The organism is Amycolatopsis sp. NPDC004625 (assembly GCF_040609695.1).
In the GTDB taxonomy this organism is placed as follows: domain Bacteria; phylum Actinomycetota; class Actinomycetes; order Mycobacteriales; family Pseudonocardiaceae; genus Amycolatopsis.
Genome location: NZ_JBEXKX010000020.1, coordinates 12361 through 34845, shown reverse-complemented (window position 1 = coordinate 34845; position 22485 = coordinate 12361). Strand labels below are relative to the sequence as shown.

Genomic DNA, 22485 nt, shown 5'->3' with positions numbered 1-22485 from the left:
CACACTGATTCGGGTGAGAGCGAATCAGCCGTGATCGAGCTGACCCTGACGGCGGCCGGGAGCCACCGCGTCCGCTTCGCCATCTCGCCGTTGGAGGAGGTCCTGGGCGCGGTCCAGACGCTGCTCGGCCTCCGGCGGCACCCCGCGCCCCTGCCGTGGCTCGCCGGCGTCCCCGACGTGCCCGAGCTGACGGCGGTGCTGAGCGCCCGGCACTACATCACCGAGTTCCTGAGCCCGCCGCCCGATGGTCCCGAGACCACCGCCGAAGCGCAGCTGGCGGTGGTTCGCGCGACGCCACCGGAGCAGGTCGCGCTGGAGCTGGGCATGGTCGACGCGGACCTGTCCGGGCTGCCAGCCGACCCGGCGGCCGCGCGCGACCTGCTCGCCGGCCAGCTGGCGGCGGTGTGGCAGGCGGTGCTGGCCCCGCAGTGGCCACGCCTGCGCGAGCTGCTCGCGGCGGACATCGCGCACCGGACGCGGCAGCTGGGCTCCGGTGGGCTCGCGGCGATGCTGGCCGAGCTGCACCCGCGGGTCCGCCTCGCCGGGACGTCGGTGCTGGTGGACGTCCCGGCGCGCGAGCGGCTGGAGATCGACTCGCGGGGGCTGCTGCTGATCCCGGCGGTGTTCGCGTGGCCGAACGTCGGGGTGGTGACCGTGCCGCCGTGGCAGATTTCGCTGCTTTACCCGGCTCGCGGGGTGGCTTCGCTGTGGACTCCGGCGAGTTCGCCGCCGGAGCCCCTGGCGGAGATCCTCGGCCGCACGCGCGCCCTGCTCCTGACCACGCTCGACCGCCCGGCGGCAACGACCGAACTGGCCCGGCGGCACGAACTGGCACCGGCGACGGTCTCGGCGCACTTGACGGCGTTGCGCGGAGCGGGATTGCTGACTTCGGAGCGGCGGGGGTACCGGGTGCTGTACCGGCGGACTGAACTCGGCGACGCGTTGCTGGCCGGGAAGCTTTGACGCATTTTCCAGGACCGGACTAGCCAATCGTGGTTCATTGCTATCGACGCCGTGGACATGCGCACCGTCCGTAACGGGGTCATCAGATTGTGCGATAAAGGGGGCGCATAGGCGTCCGAGGCGCTACAGTCGCGGGTCTTCGGCCGAGACCGGCCGGGACTTCCCTGAAGTCTAGTCGAGGATGGTAATGATTCACTCAGGTGGCGAAGGCGGAGACACGTAGTTCCGCCTGCAACAGCAGCGAGGGCCCACCGCTCCAACGGGCTACCTCGGCTTTTTGAGGTCAAGGCGCATCCCGACCCGAACCCGCGGCGGGATGTTCCTCACCACCAGGCACACCTCGGTCGGCCCGACCCCGTTACGGCGAACGGCCAGCGAGTAGTCGTGCTGCCCCTTCACCAGTCCGATCGCGTCACAAGCGACGTCGCTGCCTTCCGGCAGCTGAACCACGTACTCGAGGTAGTCGGTGACGCACGCGAACCGCAAGGCGAATTCGTCCGGCTGACGATCTCGCATCAACGGCGCACATTTACCCGGCCATTCTTTTTCGATCACCATGACGATCTCGTCGCCTCGCCGTGCCGGACTGCCGAAATGGGCGATTATTTCCAGCCGGTCGTCATTCAGCCACGTGGACGTCGCATCGCGCCGGGTGCCGCCGATGCCGTCCACTTCGAGCGACTTGACGTCGACCTTGACCTTTCGGCGCGCCTTTTCGGACTGGTGCCAGCCCGCGCCTGTGCGGATGGCGAAGAAGTCGAGCAGGTCGCATTCGACGATCGCCTTGACCGTGATCACCTCGCTCGCGTCGCCGTTGGCCCGCACGGCGGCGGACTCCACCCAGCTGATGATCCGCCACGAGTGACCGTGCCGTTCCTTGAGGACGGAGCAGTAGTACTGGAGCAGCCGGCGGTCGAGCTCGGTTCGCGACCGCCATTCCACCCGGTTCGCGATCAGCAGGATGTACAACCCGATCACCCCGAGCAGGACAGCCACGATTGCGCCCGCCTTTATCGCGGTATTCCCGAGCAATGCGCTGAGCAGTCCGCCGAAGGCCAGGATCCCCAGCACGCCTTCGACCAGACCCACAATACCGGTGTAGACCACGTAGTCCCGGAGCCAGCCGAGGAAACTCTTGAGCATCAGGCCGCCCACTCCTCACAGCGCCGGGTGCCGGACGCTCCAGAATAAGGCAACACTGCACAATTCGGCGAAGTTGCTCCGTTCGGGGTGGACAGATCAAGGACATTTCCCGGAAGCCGAAACCGAGCGTCACCGGTGGCCGGAGTTCCAGCTCGGGCGCCGGCCCGGGCAGGCCGGTCGGCGACCGAGCGTGTTGGCCAGGTGGCGCCGAACGGGACTACGCTGGAATTCGGATACCTGTGAAGGAGAACCATCGATGCGTATCGTCCATTTCGGACACGCCTGCCTGTTGCTGGAGACCGGCTCCGAGCGGATCCTGATCGACCCCGGCGTCTTCTCCACCGGCTTCGAAGGGGAGCGGGAGCTGTCCGCCGTGCTGGTCACGCACCAGCACTTCGACCACCTCGACGTCGAACGGCTGCCGAAGGTGCTCGAAGCCAACCCCGGGGCCAAGCTGATCGTCGATCCCGGGTCCGCTCCCGAGGTCGGGAAGCTCGGGCTGGAGTTCGATGTCGCCGACGTGGGCGACTCCTTCACCGTCGGTGAGACGTCGATCAACGCCGTCGGTGGGGAGCATGCCGTCATCCACTCCGACATTCCCGTCATCCCGAACATCGGGTACGTCTTCGACCACGGGGCCTTCTTCCACCCCGGTGATTCCTTCTTCGTGCCCGAGCAGAAGATCGACGTGCTGGGGCTGCCCACCGGGGCTCCGTGGCTGAAGGCCGGGGAGGCCGTCGACTACCTGCGGGCCGTTGCGCCGCGGGTGGCCGTTCCCATCCACGAAGCCGTGCTCGCCAACCCCGCCATGCACTACGGGCTCTTCGGCAACCTGGCACCCGAAGGCACCGAGGTCAAGGTGCTCGACCGGGGCGAACCGGCGAAGTTCTAGGCCGCCACCGCGCGCAGCGAACCGTAGGTCGCGCCGAACGCGCGGTTCTCCAGCGCCACGTCCACCGCGTCGAGCAGGGCCTGGCGGAGGCCGGGGCGGGTCAGGTCCGCTGCTTCGACCCCCAGCCGGACCAACCCGCCCCGGCGGGCCGAACGCGCCGCCGCCAGTACCAGCGCGAAGCAGCGCACCGTTTCCGTGCGGTGCGACTGGCTCGTGAACTCGCTCACCCGCGCGCGGCGCACGTCGCCGGTCACCAGGTCGCGCACCGCGCCGAGGTCCGCGCACAGGCGGAACCCGTGCTCGGCCAGCGCCTGCAGCGTGCCCTGGGACGCGATCCAGCGCGGCGGTGCGAAGCCGTCGACCGACAATCCCGCCGCGTCCAGCGACGCCTTCGCCGCGATGAGCCGCAGCCGTGCCTCGTGCGCCGGCAGCGTTGCGAATTCGGCCTTCTTGCCCAGGTAGACCGCGCGGTGGGTGGGCGTGACAGTGTGGTCGTAGCCGTGCAGCAGCACGGAATCGCCGCCGCGGGCGCGGGTGCGCACCCACTCCCTCACCGGGCCTTCGCCGGTGCGGGCGGCGTACAGCAGCGAGAGCGGCACCTTGCGGCGGTCGAGCTCGGCCGCGAGGTCGGCGCACCGGTGCAGCGTGCGCGGGGTGATTCCCGACAGCGAAACCAGCAAGCGAGCGTCCACGACCCCATTGGGACGCACGCGGCTGACGTCGCCGTGAACTGCGCAGAACGGGCGGGCGACCGTTGCCGGAAGGCTCAGACGCCCTCGCGCAGCCGCTGGACGGCCACCGCGATCCGGCCGCGCAGGTCCGGGTCGGCGACCTGGCCGTCGGCGACGTCGGCCCGCGAGACGGGGATCCGCACGCACGCCTCTTCGACGATCTTCGCGCCCGCGTACGTCAGGACCTTGCGCAGCGAGTCGTGCGCGTCCCGGCCGCCGGTCGGGGCCGCGATCGACGACGCGTTGATCCAGGACACCGGCTTGCCGTAGATCTCGCCGCCGCCGACCGTCCAGTCCAGCAGGTTCTTGAACGAGCCGGGCAGCCCGCCGGCGTACTCCGGGGTGCAGATCAGGATCGCGGACGCGTCCTTGATCGCCGCCCGCAGCGAAGCGACCTCCGGATGCAGTGGGTCGCGGTCGTCATCGGGGTTGAAGTGCGGCAGGTCGCCGAGGCCGGTGTACGTCTTGCTCGCGGTGAGCGTCGCGACGGTCCCCAGCACCGCCGCATTGCCCGAGCCTGCTCGCAGGCTGCCGCAGATCAGCAGGATCACGGGCCCAGTCTGCCAGCGAAAGCCCGGTGATGCGCCGGTACGCCTCGACGTACCGGTCGCGCGTGGCCGTCACCACCTCGGGCGGCAGCGGCGGCAGCGGCGACACGCAGTCCCAGCCGGACGCCGGGTCGACCAGCCAGTCGCGCACGTGCTGCTTGTCGAACGACGGCTGCGGGACGCCGGGCCGGTGGCCGTCGGCGAGCCAGTAGCGCGCCGAATCCGGCGTCAGCAGCTCGTCCGCGAGCACCAGGCCGCCGTTCGCGCCGATGCCGAACTCGAACTTCGTGTCGGCCAGCAGCAGGCCCTGCTCCGCCGCGTGCGCGGCGCCCCGGCGGTACAGCTCCAGGGACGCCTCCCGGACCTCCTCCGCGAGTGCCCGGCCCAGCACCGACACGCACGTGCCGAAGTCGATGTTCTCGTCCTTCTCCCCGGGCCGCGCCTTGGTGGACGGGGTGAAGATCGGCTCGGGCAGCCGCGCCGACTCGGCGAGGCGGGGCGGCAGCGCCAGCCCGCACACCGCGCCCGACCTGCGGTAATCGGCATACCCGCGGCCGGTGAGGTAACCGCGGACGACCGCCTCCACCGGCAGCATGTCGAGCCGCTCGACCACCAGCGCGCGGCCGCGGACCGGCGCCGGGACCAGCGGCCCGTCCCAGGCCACCAGGTGGTTCGGGAGGATGTCGGCCAGCTCGCGGAACCAGAACACGCTCATCGCCGTGAGCACCCGGCCCTTGTCCGGGACGTGGGTGGGGAAGACGCGCTCGAAGGCCGAAATGCGGTCGGAGGCGACGACCAGCAGGCGGTCGTCGCCCACGGCGTACAGGTCACGAACCTTGCCGGAGTCGAGCCTCCGGCACGTGGGGAGGGGTGTCACGCACCGAACCCTAACGGGCACCCTGTGCCACCATGGATGATGCTGGCATGGCGTACGACTGGATCTCGGTGACGACCGACTACGGCCTGCGCGACGGCTTCGTGGCGGCCTGCCACGGCGTGATCGCGCGGCTCGCGCCCGCCGTGCGGGTGATCGACGTGACGCACGAAGTGCCACCCCAGGACATCCGGCACGGGGCGATGGCGCTGGCCCAGACGGTGCCGTTCCTGCCGCCGTCGGTGCACGTGGCCGTCGTCGACCCGGGTGTCGGCACGGCCCGGCTCGGCGTGGTCGTCGCCGCCGGCGGCGGCCTGCTGGTCGGGCCGGACAACGGCCTCCTGCTGCCGGCCGCGCAGGCGCTGGGCGGGGTCGAAGCGGCGTACGAACTGGCGGAGCCGTCGCTGCGGCTGCCGACGACGTCGGCGACGTTCCACGGGCGTGACGTCTTCGCCCCGGCAGCCGCCCACCTCGCGCTCGGGGTGTCGCCGGCCGACTTCGGCGAGCCGGTGGCCGAGCTGGTCGCGATGCCGGAGCCGTTCGTGGCCGCGTTCCCCGGGAAGCTCGTGTCGGAGGTGCTGACGGTCGACCACTTCGGCAACGTCCAGCTGGCCGCCACCCCGGCGGACCTCGAGCTGTCGGGCCTGTCGGGCGCGGTTTCGGTGCACAGCGAGCGGGTGGCCGTGACGACGGTGCTCGGGCGGACGTTCGCGGACGTGCCCGCCGGGGCGAGCGTGCTCTACACCGACTCGGCGGGACGGCTCGCCGTCGCCGTCAACGGCGGTTCGGCGGCCGCGGTGCTCGGGCTCGGGCCGGCCCAGGAGTGCACGATCACCGCGTCGCCGACGGCGACCTGACCCGGCCGCAGCACCGCGGCCTTCATCCCGAAGGTGACGCCGCCGCGCGGGTCACGCCGGTAGGTCGCGAGGGTCCGGATCGGCTCGGGGCCGGCCTTCGCGCCGGTTTCCTGGTCGACCATCGGGACCGTGCAGCGGACGCACCTCTCGGCGTAGCCGGCCTTCGCGGTGCCGATGGTCAGCTCGCGGGCCTCGTCCTCGCGGTGGGGTTCGGCCCAGCCGGCGATGACGATGTTGGGGCGGAAGCGGTCCATCGGGACGGGATCGCCCTGGCCGGAGGCGATCCGTTCGTTCAAGGTGTCCAAAGAGGACTCGGAGGCGATGAGCAGCGCGTGCCCGTCGGGGAAGGCGGCCGTACCCGGGGTTTCGCCGCCGGTGACGCGGTGGTGGTCGGGGGTGACGCCGATCAGTTCGGCCGGCCGGCCGAGCAGGTCGGAAAACCACTCGTCGGCGTCCTCGCCCTGGCGGACGCCTTCGCCGTGCCAGGTCAGCATCGACACCGGGCGACGGGGGCCGTCGCGCCGGATGTCGAAGACGACCTCGTCGCGGCCGGGCGCGGACAGCGCGAGCCGGCCGCCGAGCATCCGCGGCCGGACCGTGGCCAGCACCGGGTGCGGCCGCTGGGTGAGGATCTCGCCCTCCGGCGTGACGAGCTGGAAGACGCGATCACCCGCGAGCCCGGTGGCGGTCACGTCGGCGGACGGCACGTCGATGCCGGCGCACGCCTTGATCGGGTAGTACGTCAGCCGAGCGATTCTCGCCATCTCCGCAGGCTACCCGGGTTGCGGCCGCCGAAGCGCCGCCGTTCAGAGCACCTGCGAGAGGAACCGCTGCAGGCGCGGGCTCTGCGGCTCGTCGAAGATCCGGGCCGGCGGCCCCTGCTCGACGATCCGGCCGGCGTCCATGAACGCCACCTCGTCGGCGACGCTGCGGGCGAACCCCATCTCGTGCGTCACCACGATCAGCGTCAGCCCGCGCTCGGCCAGCCCCGCCATCAGGTTCAGCACGCCCTTGACCAGCTCCGGGTCCAGCGCGCTGGTGGCCTCGTCGAAGAGCATCACCTCGGGGTCCATGGCCAGCGCCCGCGCGATCGCCACGCGCTGCTGCTGCCCACCCGACAACGCGCTCGGCCGGTACGGCGCCTTGTCCGCCAGGCCGACCTCGGCCAGCCGGGCGCGGGCGATCTCGGCCGCTTCCTCCTTGCCCAGCTTCTTCACGCTGCGCAGCGGCAGCACGATGTTGTCCAGCACGCTGCGGTGGCCGAACAGGTTGAAGTGCTGGAACACCATGCCGACGCGCTGGCGCAGGGCGTCCGGGTCCGACCGGATCACCGACTCGCCGTCGAGCAGCAGATCGCCGGAATCCGGCTCCTGCAGGCGGTTCACGCAGCGCAGCAGCGTCGACTTGCCCGAGCCGGACGGCCCGATCACGCAGGTCGTCCGGCCGCTTTCCACGCGCAGGTCGACCCCGCGCAGGACTTCCAGCGTGCCGAAGCTGACGTGGATGTCCCGCAGCTCCACACTGGACGAACGCACCGCCGTCGTCGTCACGAGCTGACCTTCCCGCTGGCGACCAGGTCCAGCTCATCACCCTCGCCCGGCTCGTCCGCGCGCACCTTGCGGCCGGTCCGGAGCTTCTTGTCGATGTAGTTCACCAGGTGCGTCAGCGGCACGGTGATCACCAGGTAGACGAACCCGGCCGCGACCAGCGGCGACAGGTTGCCGGTGTTGGCCGCCAGGTCCTGGCCGATCCGGAACAGCTCGCGCTGCTCGGACAGCAGGCCGAGGAAGTACACCAGGCTGGAGTCCTTGATCAGCGCGATGAACTGGTTCACCAGCGCCGGCAGCACCCGCCGCACGCCCTGCGGGATGATCACCAGCAGCATCGCCTTGCCGTAGCTCATCCCCAGCGCGCGGCTGGCCTCAAGCTGTCCTTTGTCGACACTCTGGATGCCGGACCGGAAGATCTCGCCGATGTAGGCGGCCGCGATCAGGCTCAGCGCCAGGATGCCCAGCGGGTACGGGTTGGTGCCGACGACGTCCCGCGCGAGCGTGCCGAGACCCTGGCCGATCACCAGGATGGTCAGGATCGCCGGCAGCCCGCGGAAGATGTCGGTGTACACCCGCGCCGGCCAGCGCAGCCAGATCTTCGTGGACAGGCCCATCACCGCCAGCACCATGCCGAGCACGGTGCCGATCAGCGCGGACGTGACCGCCAGGACCAGCGTGTTGAGCAGGCCGGTCTTCAGCAGGTCCGGGAAGACCTGCCAGATGTACTCCCAGTTCAGGAAGGTGTCGAAGAACTGTTCCATGGGCGGATTACTGCCCCGGCTTGAACTCGGCGGGCACCGGCGCGCTGGGCTCGAACTGGTCGTGCACCTTGACCCAGGTGCCGTCCGCGATGACCTTCTTCAGGCCGTCGTCGATCTTGGCGATCAGGTCCGTGTTGCCCTTCTTGAACGCGAACCCGTGCGGAATGGTCGTGGTGATCGCCTTGGTCACCTTGAGCTTCGCGTCCGGGTTGTTCTTCGCGTAGTCCTCGGCGGTGGCCTGGTCGAACACCGCGCCGTCGACCGCGCCGGTCTTCAGCGCGGCCAGCGCCGCCGCGTCGTTCGGGAACCGGACGGCCTGCGCGGCCGGGGCGTTGGTGCCCAGCCAGGTGTCCGAAACCGTGCCCTGCACGACGCCGATCCGCTTGCCGGACAGGGAATTCTCGTCCGTGATGCCGGCGGTCTCCTTCGCCTCGATGCCGAGGGACTGGTAGTTGTACGGCGCGGAGAAGTCGACCGTCTTCTTGCGGGCGTCGGTCTGGGAGATCGCCGAGCTGCCGATGTCGAACGTGCCGTTCGCGACCTGGCCCAGCAGCGCCGAGAAGTCGGTCGCGACGAACTCCAGCTTCAGGTTCTCCTTCGCCGCGATGGCCTTCAGCAGCTCGTTGTCGAAGCCGGTGAAGGTGCCGTTTTCCTGGTAGGCGTTCGGCTTGGAGTCGCTGAGCGTGCCGACTCGCAGGGTCTTGTCACCGCCGCTATCCGAACCTCCGCCGCACGCGGTCAACGCCGTGAGCAGCGTCGCCGCGATCGCCGTGACCAGTGTCTTCTTCATGCTTCTCCTAACCCTGGAACCCGGCCGGCACCGGAGCGGTCGGCAGGAACTGCTGGTGCAGCTTAAGCCAGGTCCCGTCGGAGATCACCTGCTTGAGCCCGTCGTCGATCTTGCCCAGCAGCTCGCTGTTGCCCTTCTTCACGGCGAACCCGTGCGGCACGTCGGTGATGAAGCTCTTCACGACGACCAGCTTGGCGTCCGGGTTGTCGGTGACGTTCTTCTCGGCGATGCTCTGGTCCAGGACGTACGCGTCGACCGCGCCGGACTTGAGTGCGGTCAGCGCGGCGGCGTAGTCGGGGAACCGCACGGCCTGGGCTGTCGGGACCGTCGTGCCGAGCCAGTGGTCGCCGACGGTCGCCTGGATGACGGCGACGCGTTTGCCCGCCAGGCCCTTCTCGTCGGTGACCGGCGTCCCCTGCTTGGCCTGGATGCTCATGGTCTCGAAGTCGTAGGCCGCGGAAAAGTCGACGGTCTTCTTGCGCTCGTCGGTCTGCGCGATCGCCGAGCTGGCGACGTCGTAGCGGCCGGACGCGACCTGCCCGAGCAGCGCAGAGAAGTCGGTCGCGGCGAACTCCAGCTTCAGGTTCTGCTTGGCCGCGATGGCCTTGAGCAGCTCGTTGTCGAAGCCGGTGTAGTTGCCGTCCTTGAGGAAGATGTTCGGCGGCGCGTCGCTCAGGGTGCCGACGCGCAGGGTCGTGGAAGCGCTGTCCGAACCGCCGCCGCACGCGGTCAGCGTCAAGGCGGCGGCCACCACGGTGACGATCAGCTTCTTCATGTCACGCACCCGCGTTCTTGACCGGGAGGCCGGGGCCGCCCTGCTGGAGTTCCTTCGACAACGGCGTGTTCTTGTAGAACTGCGCGTAGATGCGGGCGACCGTGCCGTCCGCGACGGCCTTCGCGAGCCCGTCGTTCAGCTTGGTCAGCAGGTCCGGGTTCTTCTTGGCGACGGCGAACGCCGACGGGGTGTCCTTGTCCTCCACCGTGTACCCGAGTTCGAGCGGCACACCCGGGTTCTGGTCCAGGTACTTCTGCCCGATGTCCTGCGGCACGACCCAGCCGTCGAGAGTGCCGTTCTTCAGCTGCGCGAAGCCCGCGTTGTAGTCCGGGAAGCGCACGACCTGGGCGCCGGCCACCTTGCCGCCGGCGAACTCGTCCTGCACCGAGCCCTGGACCACGCCGAGGCGCTTGCCGGACAGCGCGGCGACGTCCTTGAGGTTCGCGCCCTTCGCCGTCACGACCGTGGTGAACCCGGTGTTGTAGCCGTTGGAGAAGGCGACCGTCTTCTTGCGCGCCTCGGTGCTGGAGATCGTCGAGCTGCCGATGTCGAACTTGCCGTTCGCCACGCCCGCCAGCAGCCCGGCGAACTCGGTGCCGACGAACTCGACCTCGAAGCCCTCACGCTTGGCGATGTCACGCAGCAGTTCGTTGTCGTAGCCGGTGAAGCGGCCGTTCTCCAGGTAGATCGACGGCGGGGCGTCGCTGAGCGTCCCGACGCGCAGGGTGGTCGACCCCGCGTCGGAGCCACCGCAGGCGGCGAGGGTCAACGTCAGCGCGCCCGCGGTCAGGGCGGCGGCGATCTTGGACAGCGTGGATCTCATCGCTTCTTCCATGGTGAGAACTGGCGCTTCGCAGCGCTCCGTGGTCAGCGATCGAGATTAGGGATTTCGCCCGTTCGAGTGGATTTGTTCCACTCCGTGGACGGGTGCGTCAGCTCACAGGATCGGCTGCGGCGCGTAGCCCGCGGCCTCGGGGAACCGCTCGAGGACCGACGTCACGCGCTCGGCCACCTGCGCCACCTGCCGCCCGGCCGTCCCGGTGAACGAGATCCGGTCCGCGAGGAGTTTGTCCAGCTCACCGCGGTCGAGCGGGATGCGGGCGTCGGCGGCGAACCGGTCGAGCAGGTCGTTTTCGGCGCGGCCTTCGCGCATTTCGAGCGCGACGGCGACCGCGTGCTCCTTGATGGCTTCGTGGGCCGCCTCACGCCCGACGCCCGCGCGCACCGACGCCATCAGCACCTTCGTCGTGGTGAGGAACGGCAGATAGCGATCGAGCTCACGCTCGATCACCGCCGGGAAGGCGCCGAACTCGGCGAGCACCGTGAGGAACGTCTCCAGCAGGCCGTCGAGCGCGAAGAACGCGTCCGGCAACGCGACCCGGCGGACGACCGAGTCGGAGACGTCACCCTCGTTCCACTGGTCGCCGGCCAGCTCGCCGATCATCGACAGGTAGCCGCGCAGCACGACGGCGAGGCCGTTGACGCGCTCGCAGGAGCGGGTGTTCATCTTGTGCGGCATGGCGGACGAGCCCACCTGGCCGGGCTTGAAGCCTTCGGTGACGAGCTCGTGGCCCGCCATCAGCCGGATCGTCTTGGCCAGGCTGGACGGCGCCGCGGCGAGCTGGACCACAGTGGACAGCACGTCGAAGTCGAGCGAGCGCGGGTACACCTGGCCGACGCTGACGAACCGCCGGTTGAAGCCGAGGTGCGCCATCACGCGGTCCTCGAGCTGGTCCAAAGTGGACTCGTCGCCGAGCAGGTCGAGCATGTCCTGCGCGGTGCCGACCGGGCCCTTGATGCCGCGCAGCGGGTAGCGCTCGATGAGGTTGTCGAGCCGCTCGAAGGCGACCAGCAGCTCGTCGGCCGCCGTGGCGAACCGCTTGCCGAGGGTGGTGGCCTGCGCGGCGACGTTGTGCGAGCGCCCGGCCATGACGGTGTCGGTGTGCTCGACGGCGAGGGCGGCCAGCCGGGCCAGCACGGCGGCGACGCGGGTGCGCACGAGCTCGAGGGAGCGCAGCAGCTGCAGCTGCTCGACGTTCTCCGTGAGGTCGCGCGAGGTCATGCCCTTGTGGATGTGCTCCTGCCCGGCGAGGTCGCTGAACTCCTCGATCCGCGCCTTGACGTCGTGCCGCGTGACGCGCTCGCGAGCCGCGATCGAGTCGAGGTCGACCTGCTCCAGCACCCGCCGGTACGCCTCGACGACACCGTCGGGCACCTCGACGCCGAGGTCCCGCTGCGCCTCGAGGACCGCGATCCAGAGCTGCCGCTCGAGCACGACCTTCTGCTCGGGCGACCAGAGCCGGACCAGCTCCGGCGAGGCGTAGCGGGCGGCGAGCACGTTCGGAATGCGGGGCTTGTCCGTCACGCCCTCACAGTACCTGCGCAGGTCAGCAGGGTTGCACCTGGACGTCGGACGCCTTCACGTAGACGACCCGGTGGTTGTAGGAGAGCTGGAGGTACTTCGTCGCGCCGGTGACCAGCGTGTGGTTGTCCGGCACGCCGGCCGGGTCGAAGCGCGCGTAGTAGTTCTCCGCCTGGAACTCGCCGGTGACGACGTAGCTCTGGCCCGCCGGCAGCGTCCACGGGATGGCGCCGACGGTCCAGACCGGGTCGAACGGGATGTCCGCCGGGTACTCGGACTGCTCCGGGAAGGCCCGCCCGTACAACGGCACCGACGTGGCCGCGGTGACCCGCTGGCCGCGCGCCGGCACGGTCGCCCGGTGCCCCGGGTTTTCGAACCACGCCTGCCGGCCGCCGTACCAGATCGCCGTCCAGTCGCCCTGTTCACCGGCGAGGACGTAGGTGCGCCCGGCGACCGCCTTGTCGCTCCAGTCGTCGATCGCGGTGGTGCCGGGCGAGCCGTCCGGGTGCACGACCGGGTCGGTGACCAACGGCGAGGTGGCGTCCGGTGCAGTGTGCAGGTAGACGAAGTTCGCGCCGTGCGCCGGCAGCGGCGTGCAGCTGGTGCCGGTGCAGGTGGTCATCGGCGGCTGGTTCGTCGCGTAGTCCGGTTTGATCGTGACGGCCTGGCTCGCCGGGCCGCCGGTGGGCCGGATCGGTGCGCCGAGCAGGTCCATGTAGTGGTTCCAGTCCCAGTAGGGACCCGGGTCCCAGTGCGCGGCACCGAAGTTCTTGGTGCGCTCGCGGGAAACGTCCTCGTGGCCGAGGATGTGCTGCCGGTCCAGCGGGATGTGGTACTTCGCCGCCAGGTACTTCACCAGGTTCGCCGAAGCGCGGTACATCTGCTCGGTGTACCAGGTGCCGCCCTGCGCCGCGATGCCTTCGTGCTCGATGCCGATCGAGTGCTCGTTCATCGTCCAGTTGGCGGCGTGGTAGGCGATGTCCTTGGTGCGCACCATCTGCGTCACCTGGCCGTCGGACGAGCGGATCACGTAGTGCGCGCTCGACTGGATCGCCGGGTTCTGGAAGGTGGCGATGGCCTGGTCGTACGGGCTCACCGTGCTGCTGGGCAGGCTTTCGGTGTCGTGGATGACGATGTACCTGATCTGCTGGCCGTCGGCCGGCCGGTTCGCGGGGTCGTAGTTGCCGTAGTTGTTGGGGTCGGTGTGGCCGGCGCTCGACCAGTCGTAGGCGGCCGGCACGAACCGGCAGTCCAGATCGGCCGGGCATTCGGGCGACGGGGTGTCCTGTGCGGACGCGGTCACGGGCACGGCGGCGGAGATCACCAGCGCGAACACCGCGGCAGTCAGGCTTCTGACGGTGAAGGTCACATGTCATGTTCCCAGAACCGCCGGGAGCGTTCACCACTCGGCGAAGCCACCGTCGTCGTGGCGCCACACCGGGGAACGCCAGGCGTGCCCGAGTTCGTCCGCGCGGCGCACCGCGTCTTCGTCCACCTGGATGCCGAGGCCGGGGCCCAGGGGGCGGGCCGCGTAGCCGTCCCGGAAGGCGAAGACCGACGGATCCACGAGGTACGCGTGCTCGCGGCCCTCGTGGTAGTGCATGCCCGCACTTTGTTCCTGGATCAGGAAGTTGGGGGTCGCGAAGGCGATCTGCAGCGACGCCGCCAGCGAAATCGGCCCAAGGGGGCAGTGCGGCGCGAGCGAAGCGCCGTACATCTCGGCGAGCGCGCCGATCCGCCGCAGCTCGGAAATGCCGCCGGCGTGCGAGGGATCGGGCTGGACCACCGCGACGCCCGCGTCGAGCACCGGCTTGAACTCCCAGCGCGAGTACAGCCGCTCGCCGACCGCGACCGGCACGGTGGACGCCTCGACGACCGACCGCAGCGCGTCGCCCTGGGTCTCCGGCAGCACCGGCTCCTCGACGAACATCGGCTGGACGTCCTCGAGCAGCTTGACCAGCCGCCGTGCCATCGCGGGCGAAACCCGGCCGTGGAAGTCGATCGCCAGGTTGCGGTGCGGGCCGAGGACCTCCCGCGCTTCCCACGCGCGGGCCACCGCGGCGTCGGCTTCGGCGGGCGACGCGATCGCCGCCAGCGGGCCGGCGACGTTCATCTTCACCGCGGTGAACCCGGCCTCGACCTGCGCGGACACGGCTTCGCGGATGCCGGACGGCCGGTCGCCGCCGACCCAGCTGTACACCCGGACGCGGTCGCGGACCGGGCCGCCGAGCAGCTCGTGCACCGGCGCGTCGCGGACCTTGCCCGCGATGTCCCACAGCGCGTGGTCGAACCCGGCGAGCGCGCTGGAGAGGACCGGGCCGCCGCGGTAGAACCCGCCGCGGCGCAGCACCTGCCAGTGGTCCTCGATGCGCAGCGGGTCCTGGCCGATCAGCAGCTCCGAGAGCTCGTGCACGGCCGCGCGCACGGTCCCCGCGCGGCCCTCGACCACGGGCTCGCCCCAGCCGCTGATCCCTTCGTCGGTGCTGACCTTGAGGAACAGCCAGCGCGGCGCGACCAGGAACGTTTCGACGGCGGTGATCTTCACGGGTCTCCCAGCTAAGCGGAATCCTTGGCGGCGGACCAGCCGCCGTCGACGGTCAGTTCGGCCCCGGTCACGAACGACGCGGCGGCCGACAGCAGGAAAGCGATCACGTCCGCGACCTCGTCGGGGCGGCCGAGCCGGCCCGCCGGCGTCGCCCGCGCGCTGCGTTCACGGTCCTCGGGCGGGATGCGGGCCCACGCCTCGGTGAGCACCGGCCCCGGCAGCACGGAGTTGACGCGCACGTCCGGTGCGTATTCGACGGCCAGCTGCCGGGCCAGCGCGACGAGCGCGCCCTTGCTGGCGGCGTACGCGGGATGGCCCGGCAGCCCGAAGTGCGCGTGCACCGACGAGACCAGCACGATCGCGCCCCGCCGTTCCCGCAACGACGGCAGGCACGCCTTCACGGCGAGGTACGTTCCGGTCAGGTTGACGTCGAGCTGCCGCTGCCACTCGGCGCGATCGATCTCGTGCAGGGGTCCGGTGCTGGGCACGTAGGCGTTGCTGACCAGGGCGTCCACCTCGCCGATCCCGGCCCAGGTCGCCTCGTCGGCCACCGAACCCCGGATCGGCGTGACGCCGTCGGGCAGCTCGGCGACGTCCACGCCGAGCACGCGGTAGCCGTCGTCGAGGAGCTTGCGGGCGGTCGCCTTGCCGATCCCGGACGCCGCTCCGGTCACCACCGCTGTGGGCATCGCCGACTCCCTTCTCGAACAGCAGAGCAAGAATAAATCCTAAAATACGATTTCACAAGGTAGACTACGGCCATGACGTATCGCTGGGAGATCACCGCGGCCGCCCTGCGCCAAGGCGTCGTCGGGATCGTGCGCACGCGCGACGCGGAATCCGCCGTCGAAGCGGCCCGCGCGGCCCTGGAAGCCGGGCTGCGTTCGATCGAACTGCCGCTGACGAACCCCGGCGCGCTGGACGCGATTTCCGGGCTCGCCGCCGCCTACCCGGACGCGACGATCGGGGCGGGGACGGTGCTCGACGAGACGTCCGCGGTGCTGGCGATCCGCGCCGGTGCGCGGTTCCTGGTGTCGCCGTCGGTGGACAGCGCGGTGATCCGCACCGCTCACCGGTACGGCGCGGCCGCCTTCCCGGGCGCCGGTTCGGTGACCGAGATCGTGCGCGCGCTGGAAGAAGGCGCGGACGCGGTGAAGGTGTTCCCGGCGTCGGCGCTGGGGCCGTCGTGGGTGGCGGACGTGCGGGCGGCGCTGCCGCAGGCGCCGCTGGTACCCACCGGCGGCATCGCGCCCGAAGACGTGCCAGGCTGGCTGTCGGCGGGCGCGGTGGCCTGCGGGATCGGCTCGGCGCTGACCCGCGGCACCGCGGCGGAGATCGCCGCCCGGGTCGGGACGCTGGTGAGGAGCGCGCATGGCTGAACTGGTCTTCGTCGGGTGCTACACGGGGGACGCCGGGAATGGCACCGGGATCACGGCGTTCGAGCGGTCGCCCTCGGGCGAGCTCGCCGAAATCGGTTCCCTGCCACTGGAATCGCCGTCGTGGCTGACGCGGCACCCGTCGTTGCCGGTGCTGTACGCGGCGAACGAAACCGAGGCCGGCGGCGTGACGGCGGTGGCCATCTCGCCGTCCGGCAAGCTGTCGGTGCTGGGCACGGCGGAGACGGGTGGCGCGCACCCGTGCCACCTGGCGGTGACACCGGACGGCCGGTTCCTGTTGTGCGCCAACTACACCGGCGGCAGCGTGGCGGTGTTCTCGCTGTCGGCGTCGGGCGAGCCGGTGTCCCGGACGGCGCTGGTGCAGCACCGCGGCAGCGGCCCGGTGACCGACCGCCAGGAAGCGGCCCACGTGCACATGGTGGTCCCGTCGGCGGACGGTTCCGTGGTGAGCGCGGTCGACCTGGGCACGGACGAGATCCGCAGCTACACGCTGACGGCGTCGGGTTCCCTCGAGCCGCTGGCCGTGTCGTCGCTGCCGCCGGGCACGGGACCGCGTCAGCTGGTGCGGCGTCCCGGCACCGACCTGGCGTACGTCGTCGGCGAGCTGGCGGGGACGCTGGTGACGGTCCGCGAGACTTCGCCGGGCGCGTTCGACGTCGTCGCCTCCACCTCCTCGACGCTCGCCGCGCCGTCCGGCCCGAACCTGGTGGCGCACCTGGAGCTGGCCGACGCGCGCCTGTACGTGTCGAACCGCGGGCCGGACTGCGTGACGGAGTTCGCGCTGGACGACGCGGCGGCGGTGGCGGACCAGCCGTGCGGCGCGAACCCGCGGCACTTCGCGCTGGTGGACGGCACCTGCTACGTGGCGGCCCAGTCGGAGGACGCGATCACGGCGTTCACGCTGACCGCGTCCGGCGAGGCCGAGCTGCGGTACCACCCGACGGGGTCGCCGACGTTCGTGCTGCCGGTTTCCCTGCCCTGACTACGTAGGATGCAGCGGTCACGACCGGCCAGCTGGGAGGACCTCCAGTGAGCGAACACCGGCCACGCGGGTTGCACGGCCAGACCGTCGAAACCCTGGCCAGCCGGATCCTCTCCGACGAGTGGGGCGAGGGCACCGTCCTGGACCTGCCCGCGCTGCGCGAAGAGCTCGACATCAGCCTGACCGCGCTGCGCGAGGCGCTGAAGGTGCTGGCCGCCAAGGGCATGATCGACGCGCGGCAGAAGCGGGGCACCTTCGTCCAGCCGCGCGAGAAGTGGAACATGCTCGACGCCGACGTCATGCGCTGGCAGACCGCGGCCGCCGACGACCCGGCCCTGCTCGACGAGCTCACCGAGGTGCGTGCGGTCGTCGAACCCGCCGCCGCCCGGATCGCCGCCGGGCGCGCGACCGAGGAGGACGTCGAAGGGCTGCGGGATGCGCTGGCCGACATGGCCGCCGCCGGCGACGACCCGGAGGCGAGCGTCCAGGCCGACCTCGCCTTCCACCGGCGGCTGATGACCGCCACCCACAACAACTTCCTGATGCGGATGGAACGGGTCATCGCGATCGGGCTGGCCGAGCGGGACAAGCTGGTGCACGGCTCGGCGGGCGCGGAGGACCCGGTGCCGAACCACCGGAAGGTGTTCGACGCGATCGTCGCGGGCGACCCGGCCGCGGCCGAGCAGGCGATGCTCGCCCTGGTCACCAAGTCCCGCGACGACCTGGAGAAGGCCCAGCGCACCCGCTCGTGAGTGGTAAGGCGGGTTCTAACCGGCCTTACCACTCACGACGAGCTGCGGCAGGGGGGGTCAGGCGAGGGCGGCTTGGAGCATGCGGGCCGCGGCCGCGCGGGGTGCCGGGTCGATCGCGATCAGGGCGTTGACGACCGCGCCGTCGACCAGGGCGACCAGGCGTTCCAGCTCGGTCTCGGAGACCGGCGTGCCCGAGCGGGCGAAGATCTCCGTCAGCAGCTCGTTGAGCTGGGCCGACAGCGTCCGCATCAACGGCCGCAGGTAGGGGCGGCGGCCGGTCGCGACCAGCCGCTCGTACCGCAGGAGGACCGCTTCGGCGTCGGCCGCCGGGTCACCGCTCTCCGGGCCGAGCAGCATGTCCAGCACCAGGTCGACGGTCGCCTGCACCCCGCGGTTGCGGGTCGCGAGCTCCTCCAGCCGGCGGCGGCCGGTGGCCAGCTCGGCGTTCGAGTGGTGCTCGACGGCCGCCGTGACCAGGTCTTCCAGCGAGTCGAAGTAGTACGTCGTCGACGCCAGGGGCAGGCCCGCCCGCTCGGCGACCGCCCGGTGCCGCACGGCGTCGAACCCGCCCTCGATGAGCAGCTTCGCGGCGGCCTCGACGAGCGCGGCGCGCCGTCGTTCCCCCTTGGGGGTGGTCGCAGCGGTCATGGCCGGTCATTCTGCCAACCGGGCGTAACCGGGCTCAGAAGCGGGGCGCGAGAGCGTGCGCGAACTGGTCCAGCTGCCCCGCGTACGGCGCCGCACCACCGGCCTGAGGCACGCTGACCAGCACCAACACCCCGCCGGACGCGGTGCCCACCCGGGACGTGACCGTGCCGGCGGGCTGGGACTTGAAGACCTCCGGGATGCCCTTCGGGTACGCCGCCGCGGCGACTTCGCCGCCCGGCACCGGGAACCCGGCGGACCTCGACACCGTCGAACAGGCGCCGCCCGGGACGGCCTGGGTGGTGTCGACGTGGCCGGGGAGCTCGCCAGCGAGGGCAGTGGCGAGCTCCCCGTCCACCTGTTCGCACCCGGAGGCGCCTTCGGCCAGCTGGCCGGTCTTCCCCTCCCCGGGACCCCCCTGCTGGGGTACCTGGGACGAGAAGTTCGGTGACTCCCCACCGACCTGAGGACGCATCGGGTTGTCTCCCGGTTGCCCGGAGGCGTCCGATTGGGCGGCGGAGTCGCTCTTCGCGGCGGTCAGCGAGCCCGGGGTACCCCCGGAGACCACGCCGTATACCCCGAACCCGGCGACGACCAGCACGACGGCGCCCAGCCCGGCGGTGATCCGGTTCCGGCGGCGCACGGTCTGCCGGCGCGATTCGCGGACGACGTCGTCGCGGGTGAACGACGGCGGCGGCGCGTCCGGCGGCGCGGCGGAGAACAACGAGCGCAGCTCCTGCTCATCCATTGGTCTCCACCTCCCGTTCGAGGACCTGCCTCAGGTTCGCCAGACCGCGGGCGGTCTGGCTCTTCACGTTGCCTTCGCTGCAGCCCAGCGCCTGCGCCGCGCTGGTCACGTCGAGTCCTTCGAAGAACCGCATGACCAGCACCGCCCGCTGCTTGGGCGGCACTTCCTTCAACGCCGCGAGCAGGTCTTCCCTGGTCGCGACGAGGTCGTCGAGGCCGGGCGTGTCGTCGGCCGGCTCCGGCAGCGTCTCGGTCTGCCACTCGCGCCGCCACGGGCGCCGCGATTCGTCGATCGACGCCCGGACGAGCGTCGTGCGCACGTACGCGTCGGTCGCCGCGCGATCCCTGATCTTCTTCCACCTCCGGTGCAGTGCGACGAACGCCGTCTGCGCGAGGTCGTCCGCCCGGTGCCAGTCACCGCAGAGCATGTACGCGGTCCGGCGCACGGCGTCCCGCCTGGCGGCGAAGTACGCCGCGAACTCCTGCTCGTCGCGCTGGTCCACGCGCAGTCGTGCTCCGCTCTGTGGTCGTCCGGCCGGTAAGACGGAATCAGGGGCGTCCACGGTTGCACGGACGGAGTGGGTTCGACCACTCAAGGGCTGATTGATCCCCACGACGTGGGTGTGATGTGATCGGTCCGTGACCTTCAGCCCGCCCGTACTGGACTTCCGCTCCGACACCGTCACCCGGCCGGACGAAACGATGCGGGCGGCAATGGCCTCCGCCGAGGTCGGGGACAACGTCCTCGAGCACGACCCGACAGTCGCCGCCCTGGAGGAGCGGGCCGCGCACGTCCTGGGGATGCCGGCCGCCCTGTGGGTGCCGAGCGGGACGATGGCCAACCTGATCGCGCTGAGCCTGCACCTGCAGCGCGGCGACCGGTTCCTGGCCACCCGGGGCGCGCACGTGCTGACCAACGAGCTGGGCTCGGCCGCCTGGCTGGCGGGCGGCATGCCGGACATCCTGGAGCACGACGGCGGCCCGGGCCGTCCTTCTCCCGACGCCCTCGCGGCCGCGATCGGACAACCCGGGCCGTACTTCACGTTACGGACATCACTGCTCTGCCTCGAGAACACCCACAACGCGGCCGGCGGCGCGGTGACCCCGCCGGACGAGCACGCCCAGCTGCTGTCCGTCGCGAAGGAAGCCGGCCTGACCGTGCACCTCGACGGCGCCCGGCTGTGGCAGGCCGCGGTCGCGCTCGAGGTGCCGCCCGCCGCGCTGACCGTCGGCGTCGACACCGTGTCGGCCTGCTTCAGCAAGGGCCTCGGCGCGCCGGTCGGCTCGGTCGTCGCGGGGAGCAGGACCTTCGTCGAACGCGCCCGCCGGATGCGCCAGATGCTCGGCGGCGGCGTCCGGCAGGGCGGCATCCTGGCCGCGGCCTGCCTGGTCGCCCTGGACCGCGTCCCGGAGCTGGCCGAGTCGCACGAGAACGCCGGGCGGCTCGCCGAGGGCCTGCGCGAACACGGCTGGCCGACGAACGACCCCGACACCAACATCGTGCTCGCCGAGGTGCCCGACATCCCGACCGCGCTGTCGTGGCTCGACTCGCTCGGCATCCGCGCGGTGCCGATGGCGGGCAAGGTCCGCTTCGTCACCCATCGGGACCTGAGCGCGACCGACGTCGAAGAAGCCCTGCGCCGCATCAAGACCGGCGCCTGAAACCCGCGGGGGACCTCGTGAACTGGATCGTGTTCGACTACGGCGACGTGCTCAGCAAGCCGAGCGCGGCGCTGCCGGACCTGGCCGCGGCGATGGGCGCGCCGCTGCCGGAGTTCCTGAAGGCGTACTGGGAGTACCGGATCCCGTACGACGCCGGCAGCACGCCGCTGGAGTACTGGCAGGCCGTCGGCGACGCCGCGGGCGTGCCGGTCGACGACACGCTGTCGGCCGAGCTGACCCGCATCGACGTCGAAGGCTGGGGGCACCTGGAACCGTCTTCGCTGGCGCTGCTCGAAGCGCTCGCCGAGGCCGGCGCGAACCTCGCGCTGCTGTCCAACGCGCCGATCGCGTTCGGCGAGTGGGTCCGCGCGCAGGACTGGGCGCGGCACTTCCGCGTCACGCTGTTCTCGGGCGACGTCCGCTGCGTCAAGCCGGACGCGAAGATCTTCCGCCTGCTGCTCGACGAACTCGGCGCCGAACCGGCCGACTGCCTGTTCTTCGACGACCGTGAGTCCAATGTGGAGGGTGCGCGGGCGGTCGGGCTCCGGGCCCACGTCTGGAACGGCGCCGACGCCGCGCGCGCCTGGCTGGACTGAGGGGTTCACCCGCACCGCACGGCCGCCTACCGGGCGTGATCCCGATGACCTAGGCTGGGCGTCCCCCGACTTCCCCCGGTAAAGGTGCCCATGGCGGAGAGCGAACGACCGTCGGCGCGCGTCGACTTCGAACGGCCGAGCATCGCCCGCGTCTCCGACGCGCTGCTGGGCGGGCAGGACCACTACGAGGCCGACCGCGCGGTGCTGCGGCAGATCCTGGCCATCGCGCCGGAGGCCCCGGCGATGGCGCAGGAAGTGCGGCAGTGGCTGGTCCGCGCCGTCCGCTACCTCACCGAGCGGCTCGCCGTCGACCAGTTCGTCGACCTCGGCTCGGGCTTCCCGACGGCGGAGAACACCCACCAGGTGGCGCAGAAGTACAACCCGGAAGCCCACGTCGTCTACGTCGGCGACGACCCGGTGGTGGAGGCCCACCGCCGCGCGCTGCTCGTCGACAACGACTACACGCACATCTGCGGCACCGACCCGCTGAACCCCGGCGAGACGCTCGCCGGGGTCACGCGGTTCGTCGACTTCGACCGGCCCACCGGGCTGGTGCTGTGCGGGGTCGTCGACCACATCGCCGACCTCCAGCAGGCGCAGCAGGTGGTCAAGTCCTACGTCGGCGCGCTGGCACCGGGTTCGTACCTGCTCCTGCTGCACCGCCACAACCCCGCCGACGGCTCCGAAGCGGCGGCCGTCGCGGCCTCCCTGCAGGACCGCTTCGGCCGCACCGGCCTCGGCACGCTCTACCGCACCCGGGCCGAGATCACGTCGTTCTTCGACGGCCTCGACCTGCTGGAGCCCGGGCTGACCGCACCGCACCTGTGGTGGCCGGACGGCCCGCGCCTGGCGCCGCTGACGCCGGTCAACTGGACGGCGCTGGCCGGCGTGGCGCGGATTCCCTAGCCGTGGC

General features: G+C 71.1%; 26 protein-coding genes. 9 read left to right on the top strand and 17 right to left on the bottom strand.

Annotation, left to right across the window (positions count from 1 at the left end):
- The first annotated feature begins 30 nt into the window (after window positions 1–30).
- On the top strand, window positions 31–963 hold the full coding sequence (locus ABZW17_RS23375; protein WP_354817788.1) for a DUF5937 family protein: 933 nt from the start codon (window positions 31–33) through the stop codon (window positions 961–963).
- A 264-nt stretch (window positions 964–1227) separates the two neighbouring features.
- Here ABZW17_RS23375 and ABZW17_RS23370 read toward each other — a convergent pair whose 3' ends face one another.
- A complete protein-coding gene (locus tag ABZW17_RS23370; protein ID WP_354817785.1) occupies window positions 1228–2106 on the bottom strand; it encodes a hypothetical protein in 879 nt (292 codons plus the stop codon).
- Window positions 2107–2362: 256 nt separating this feature from the next.
- Here ABZW17_RS23370 and ABZW17_RS23365 point away from each other — a divergent pair, with 256 nt between their 5' ends.
- Complete coding sequence (locus tag ABZW17_RS23365; protein ID WP_354817782.1) at window positions 2363–2998, top strand: MBL fold metallo-hydrolase; 636 nt, start codon at window positions 2363–2365, stop codon at window positions 2996–2998.
- Here ABZW17_RS23365 and ABZW17_RS23360 read toward each other — a convergent pair.
- The 3 genes from ABZW17_RS23360 to ABZW17_RS23350 all read right to left on the bottom strand — a co-directional run bounded on the left by ABZW17_RS23360 (window position 2995) and on the right by ABZW17_RS23350 (window position 5154).
- On the bottom strand, window positions 2995–3690 hold the full coding sequence (locus tag ABZW17_RS23360; RefSeq protein WP_354817779.1) for a DUF2334 domain-containing protein: 696 nt from the start codon (window positions 3688–3690) through the stop codon (window positions 2995–2997). The two genes, ABZW17_RS23365 and ABZW17_RS23360, sit on opposite strands and share 4 nt — an antisense overlap.
- Before the next feature lie 74 nt (window positions 3691–3764).
- Window positions 3765–4229: an NADPH-dependent FMN reductase gene (locus ABZW17_RS23355; RefSeq protein WP_354817776.1), complete on the bottom strand. Its 465-nt coding sequence runs from the start codon at window positions 4227–4229 to the stop codon at window positions 3765–3767.
- Window positions 4150–5154 (bottom strand): phosphoribosylaminoimidazolesuccinocarboxamide synthase, encoded by a 1005-nt coding sequence (locus ABZW17_RS23350; RefSeq protein ID WP_354817773.1) that lies wholly within the window; start codon window positions 5152–5154, stop codon window positions 4150–4152. Before ABZW17_RS23350 ends, ABZW17_RS23355 begins: the two co-directional genes overlap by 80 nt.
- 47 nt (window positions 5155–5201) lie before the next feature.
- Between ABZW17_RS23350 and ABZW17_RS23345 the strand changes: the two genes are divergently transcribed.
- On the top strand, window positions 5202–6008 hold the full coding sequence (locus ABZW17_RS23345; RefSeq protein ID WP_354817770.1) for an SAM-dependent chlorinase/fluorinase: 807 nt from the start codon (window positions 5202–5204) through the stop codon (window positions 6006–6008).
- Here the strand turns inward: ABZW17_RS23345 and ABZW17_RS23340 are convergent.
- From ABZW17_RS23340 to ABZW17_RS23295, 10 genes are all read right to left on the bottom strand, one after another.
- Complete coding sequence (locus ABZW17_RS23340) at window positions 5891–6772, bottom strand: MOSC N-terminal beta barrel domain-containing protein (protein ID WP_354817767.1); 882 nt, start codon at window positions 6770–6772, stop codon at window positions 5891–5893. The genes ABZW17_RS23345 and ABZW17_RS23340 overlap by 118 nt on opposite strands.
- 42 nt (window positions 6773–6814) lie before the next feature.
- Entirely contained in the window at window positions 6815–7558 is a 744-nt protein-coding gene (locus tag ABZW17_RS23335; protein WP_354817764.1) for an amino acid ABC transporter ATP-binding protein, read from the bottom strand.
- The gene (locus ABZW17_RS23330; protein ID WP_354817761.1) at window positions 7555–8319 is read right to left on the bottom strand and encodes an amino acid ABC transporter permease; all 765 of its coding nucleotides are present in this window, start codon (window positions 8317–8319) and stop codon (window positions 7555–7557) included. Before ABZW17_RS23330 ends, ABZW17_RS23335 begins: the two co-directional genes overlap by 4 nt.
- Before the next feature lie 7 nt (window positions 8320–8326).
- Window positions 8327–9109 carry an ABC transporter substrate-binding protein gene (locus ABZW17_RS23325; RefSeq protein ID WP_354817758.1) on the bottom strand — a complete coding sequence of 261 codons (783 nt, stop codon included), beginning with the start codon at window positions 9107–9109 and terminating at the stop codon, window positions 8327–8329.
- Window positions 9110–9116: 7 nt separating this feature from the next.
- Window positions 9117–9884, bottom strand: a complete 768-nt coding sequence (locus tag ABZW17_RS23320; protein ID WP_354817755.1) for an ABC transporter substrate-binding protein — start codon at window positions 9882–9884, stop codon at window positions 9117–9119.
- A gap of 1 nt (window position 9885) precedes the next feature.
- Complete coding sequence (locus ABZW17_RS23315) at window positions 9886–10707, bottom strand: transporter substrate-binding domain-containing protein (RefSeq protein WP_354817752.1); 822 nt, start codon at window positions 10705–10707, stop codon at window positions 9886–9888.
- A gap of 114 nt (window positions 10708–10821) precedes the next feature.
- The gene (gene purB, locus ABZW17_RS23310; protein ID WP_354817749.1) at window positions 10822–12249 is read right to left on the bottom strand and encodes an adenylosuccinate lyase; all 1428 of its coding nucleotides are present in this window, start codon (window positions 12247–12249) and stop codon (window positions 10822–10824) included.
- A 22-nt stretch (window positions 12250–12271) separates the two neighbouring features.
- Window positions 12272–13615, bottom strand: coding sequence for a peptidoglycan recognition family protein (locus ABZW17_RS23305; RefSeq protein ID WP_354817746.1), 1344 nt, complete (start codon window positions 13613–13615; stop codon window positions 12272–12274).
- Window positions 13616–13645: 30 nt separating this feature from the next.
- Window positions 13646–14791: a galactonate dehydratase gene (dgoD, locus tag ABZW17_RS23300; RefSeq protein WP_354817743.1), complete on the bottom strand. Its 1146-nt coding sequence runs from the start codon at window positions 14789–14791 to the stop codon at window positions 13646–13648.
- A gap of 11 nt (window positions 14792–14802) precedes the next feature.
- Window positions 14803–15480: an SDR family oxidoreductase gene (locus tag ABZW17_RS23295; RefSeq protein ID WP_354817740.1), complete on the bottom strand. Its 678-nt coding sequence runs from the start codon at window positions 15478–15480 to the stop codon at window positions 14803–14805.
- Window positions 15481–15552: 72 nt separating this feature from the next.
- Between ABZW17_RS23295 and ABZW17_RS23290 the strand changes: the two genes are divergently transcribed.
- The 3 genes from ABZW17_RS23290 to ABZW17_RS23280 are packed head-to-tail and all read left to right on the top strand — an operon-like array spanning window position 15553 to window position 17922.
- Complete coding sequence (locus ABZW17_RS23290) at window positions 15553–16170, top strand: bifunctional 4-hydroxy-2-oxoglutarate aldolase/2-dehydro-3-deoxy-phosphogluconate aldolase (RefSeq protein ID WP_354817737.1); 618 nt, start codon at window positions 15553–15555, stop codon at window positions 16168–16170.
- A complete protein-coding gene (locus tag ABZW17_RS23285) occupies window positions 16163–17170 on the top strand; it encodes a beta-propeller fold lactonase family protein (protein WP_354817734.1) in 1008 nt (335 codons plus the stop codon). Before ABZW17_RS23290 ends, ABZW17_RS23285 begins: the two co-directional genes overlap by 8 nt.
- Before the next feature lie 47 nt (window positions 17171–17217).
- The gene (locus tag ABZW17_RS23280) at window positions 17218–17922 is read left to right on the top strand and encodes a FadR/GntR family transcriptional regulator (protein WP_354817731.1); all 705 of its coding nucleotides are present in this window, start codon (window positions 17218–17220) and stop codon (window positions 17920–17922) included.
- A gap of 57 nt (window positions 17923–17979) precedes the next feature.
- Here the strand turns inward: ABZW17_RS23280 and ABZW17_RS23275 are convergent, their stop codons facing one another.
- The 3 genes from ABZW17_RS23275 to ABZW17_RS23265 are packed head-to-tail and all read right to left on the bottom strand — an operon-like array spanning window position 17980 to window position 19817.
- On the bottom strand, window positions 17980–18570 hold the full coding sequence (locus tag ABZW17_RS23275; RefSeq protein WP_354817728.1) for a TetR family transcriptional regulator: 591 nt from the start codon (window positions 18568–18570) through the stop codon (window positions 17980–17982).
- A gap of 34 nt (window positions 18571–18604) precedes the next feature.
- Complete coding sequence (locus ABZW17_RS23270) at window positions 18605–19315, bottom strand: hypothetical protein (RefSeq protein ID WP_354817725.1); 711 nt, start codon at window positions 19313–19315, stop codon at window positions 18605–18607.
- Window positions 19308–19817, bottom strand: a complete 510-nt coding sequence (locus ABZW17_RS23265; RefSeq protein ID WP_354817722.1) for a SigE family RNA polymerase sigma factor — start codon at window positions 19815–19817, stop codon at window positions 19308–19310. The genes ABZW17_RS23270 and ABZW17_RS23265 overlap by 8 nt, the downstream gene beginning before the upstream one ends.
- Window positions 19818–19953: 136 nt before the next feature.
- Here ABZW17_RS23265 and ABZW17_RS23260 point away from each other — a divergent pair, with 136 nt between their 5' ends.
- The 3 genes from ABZW17_RS23260 to ABZW17_RS23250 all read left to right on the top strand — a co-directional run bounded on the left by ABZW17_RS23260 (window position 19954) and on the right by ABZW17_RS23250 (window position 22478).
- Entirely contained in the window at window positions 19954–20976 is a 1023-nt protein-coding gene (locus tag ABZW17_RS23260; protein WP_354817719.1) for a threonine aldolase family protein, read from the top strand.
- 17 nt (window positions 20977–20993) lie between these two features.
- A complete protein-coding gene (locus ABZW17_RS23255; protein WP_354817716.1) occupies window positions 20994–21572 on the top strand; it encodes an HAD family phosphatase in 579 nt (192 codons plus the stop codon).
- Window positions 21573–21662: 90 nt separating this feature from the next.
- A complete protein-coding gene (locus ABZW17_RS23250; RefSeq protein WP_354817713.1) occupies window positions 21663–22478 on the top strand; it encodes an SAM-dependent methyltransferase in 816 nt (271 codons plus the stop codon).
- Window positions 22479–22485 lie beyond the last annotated feature (7 nt).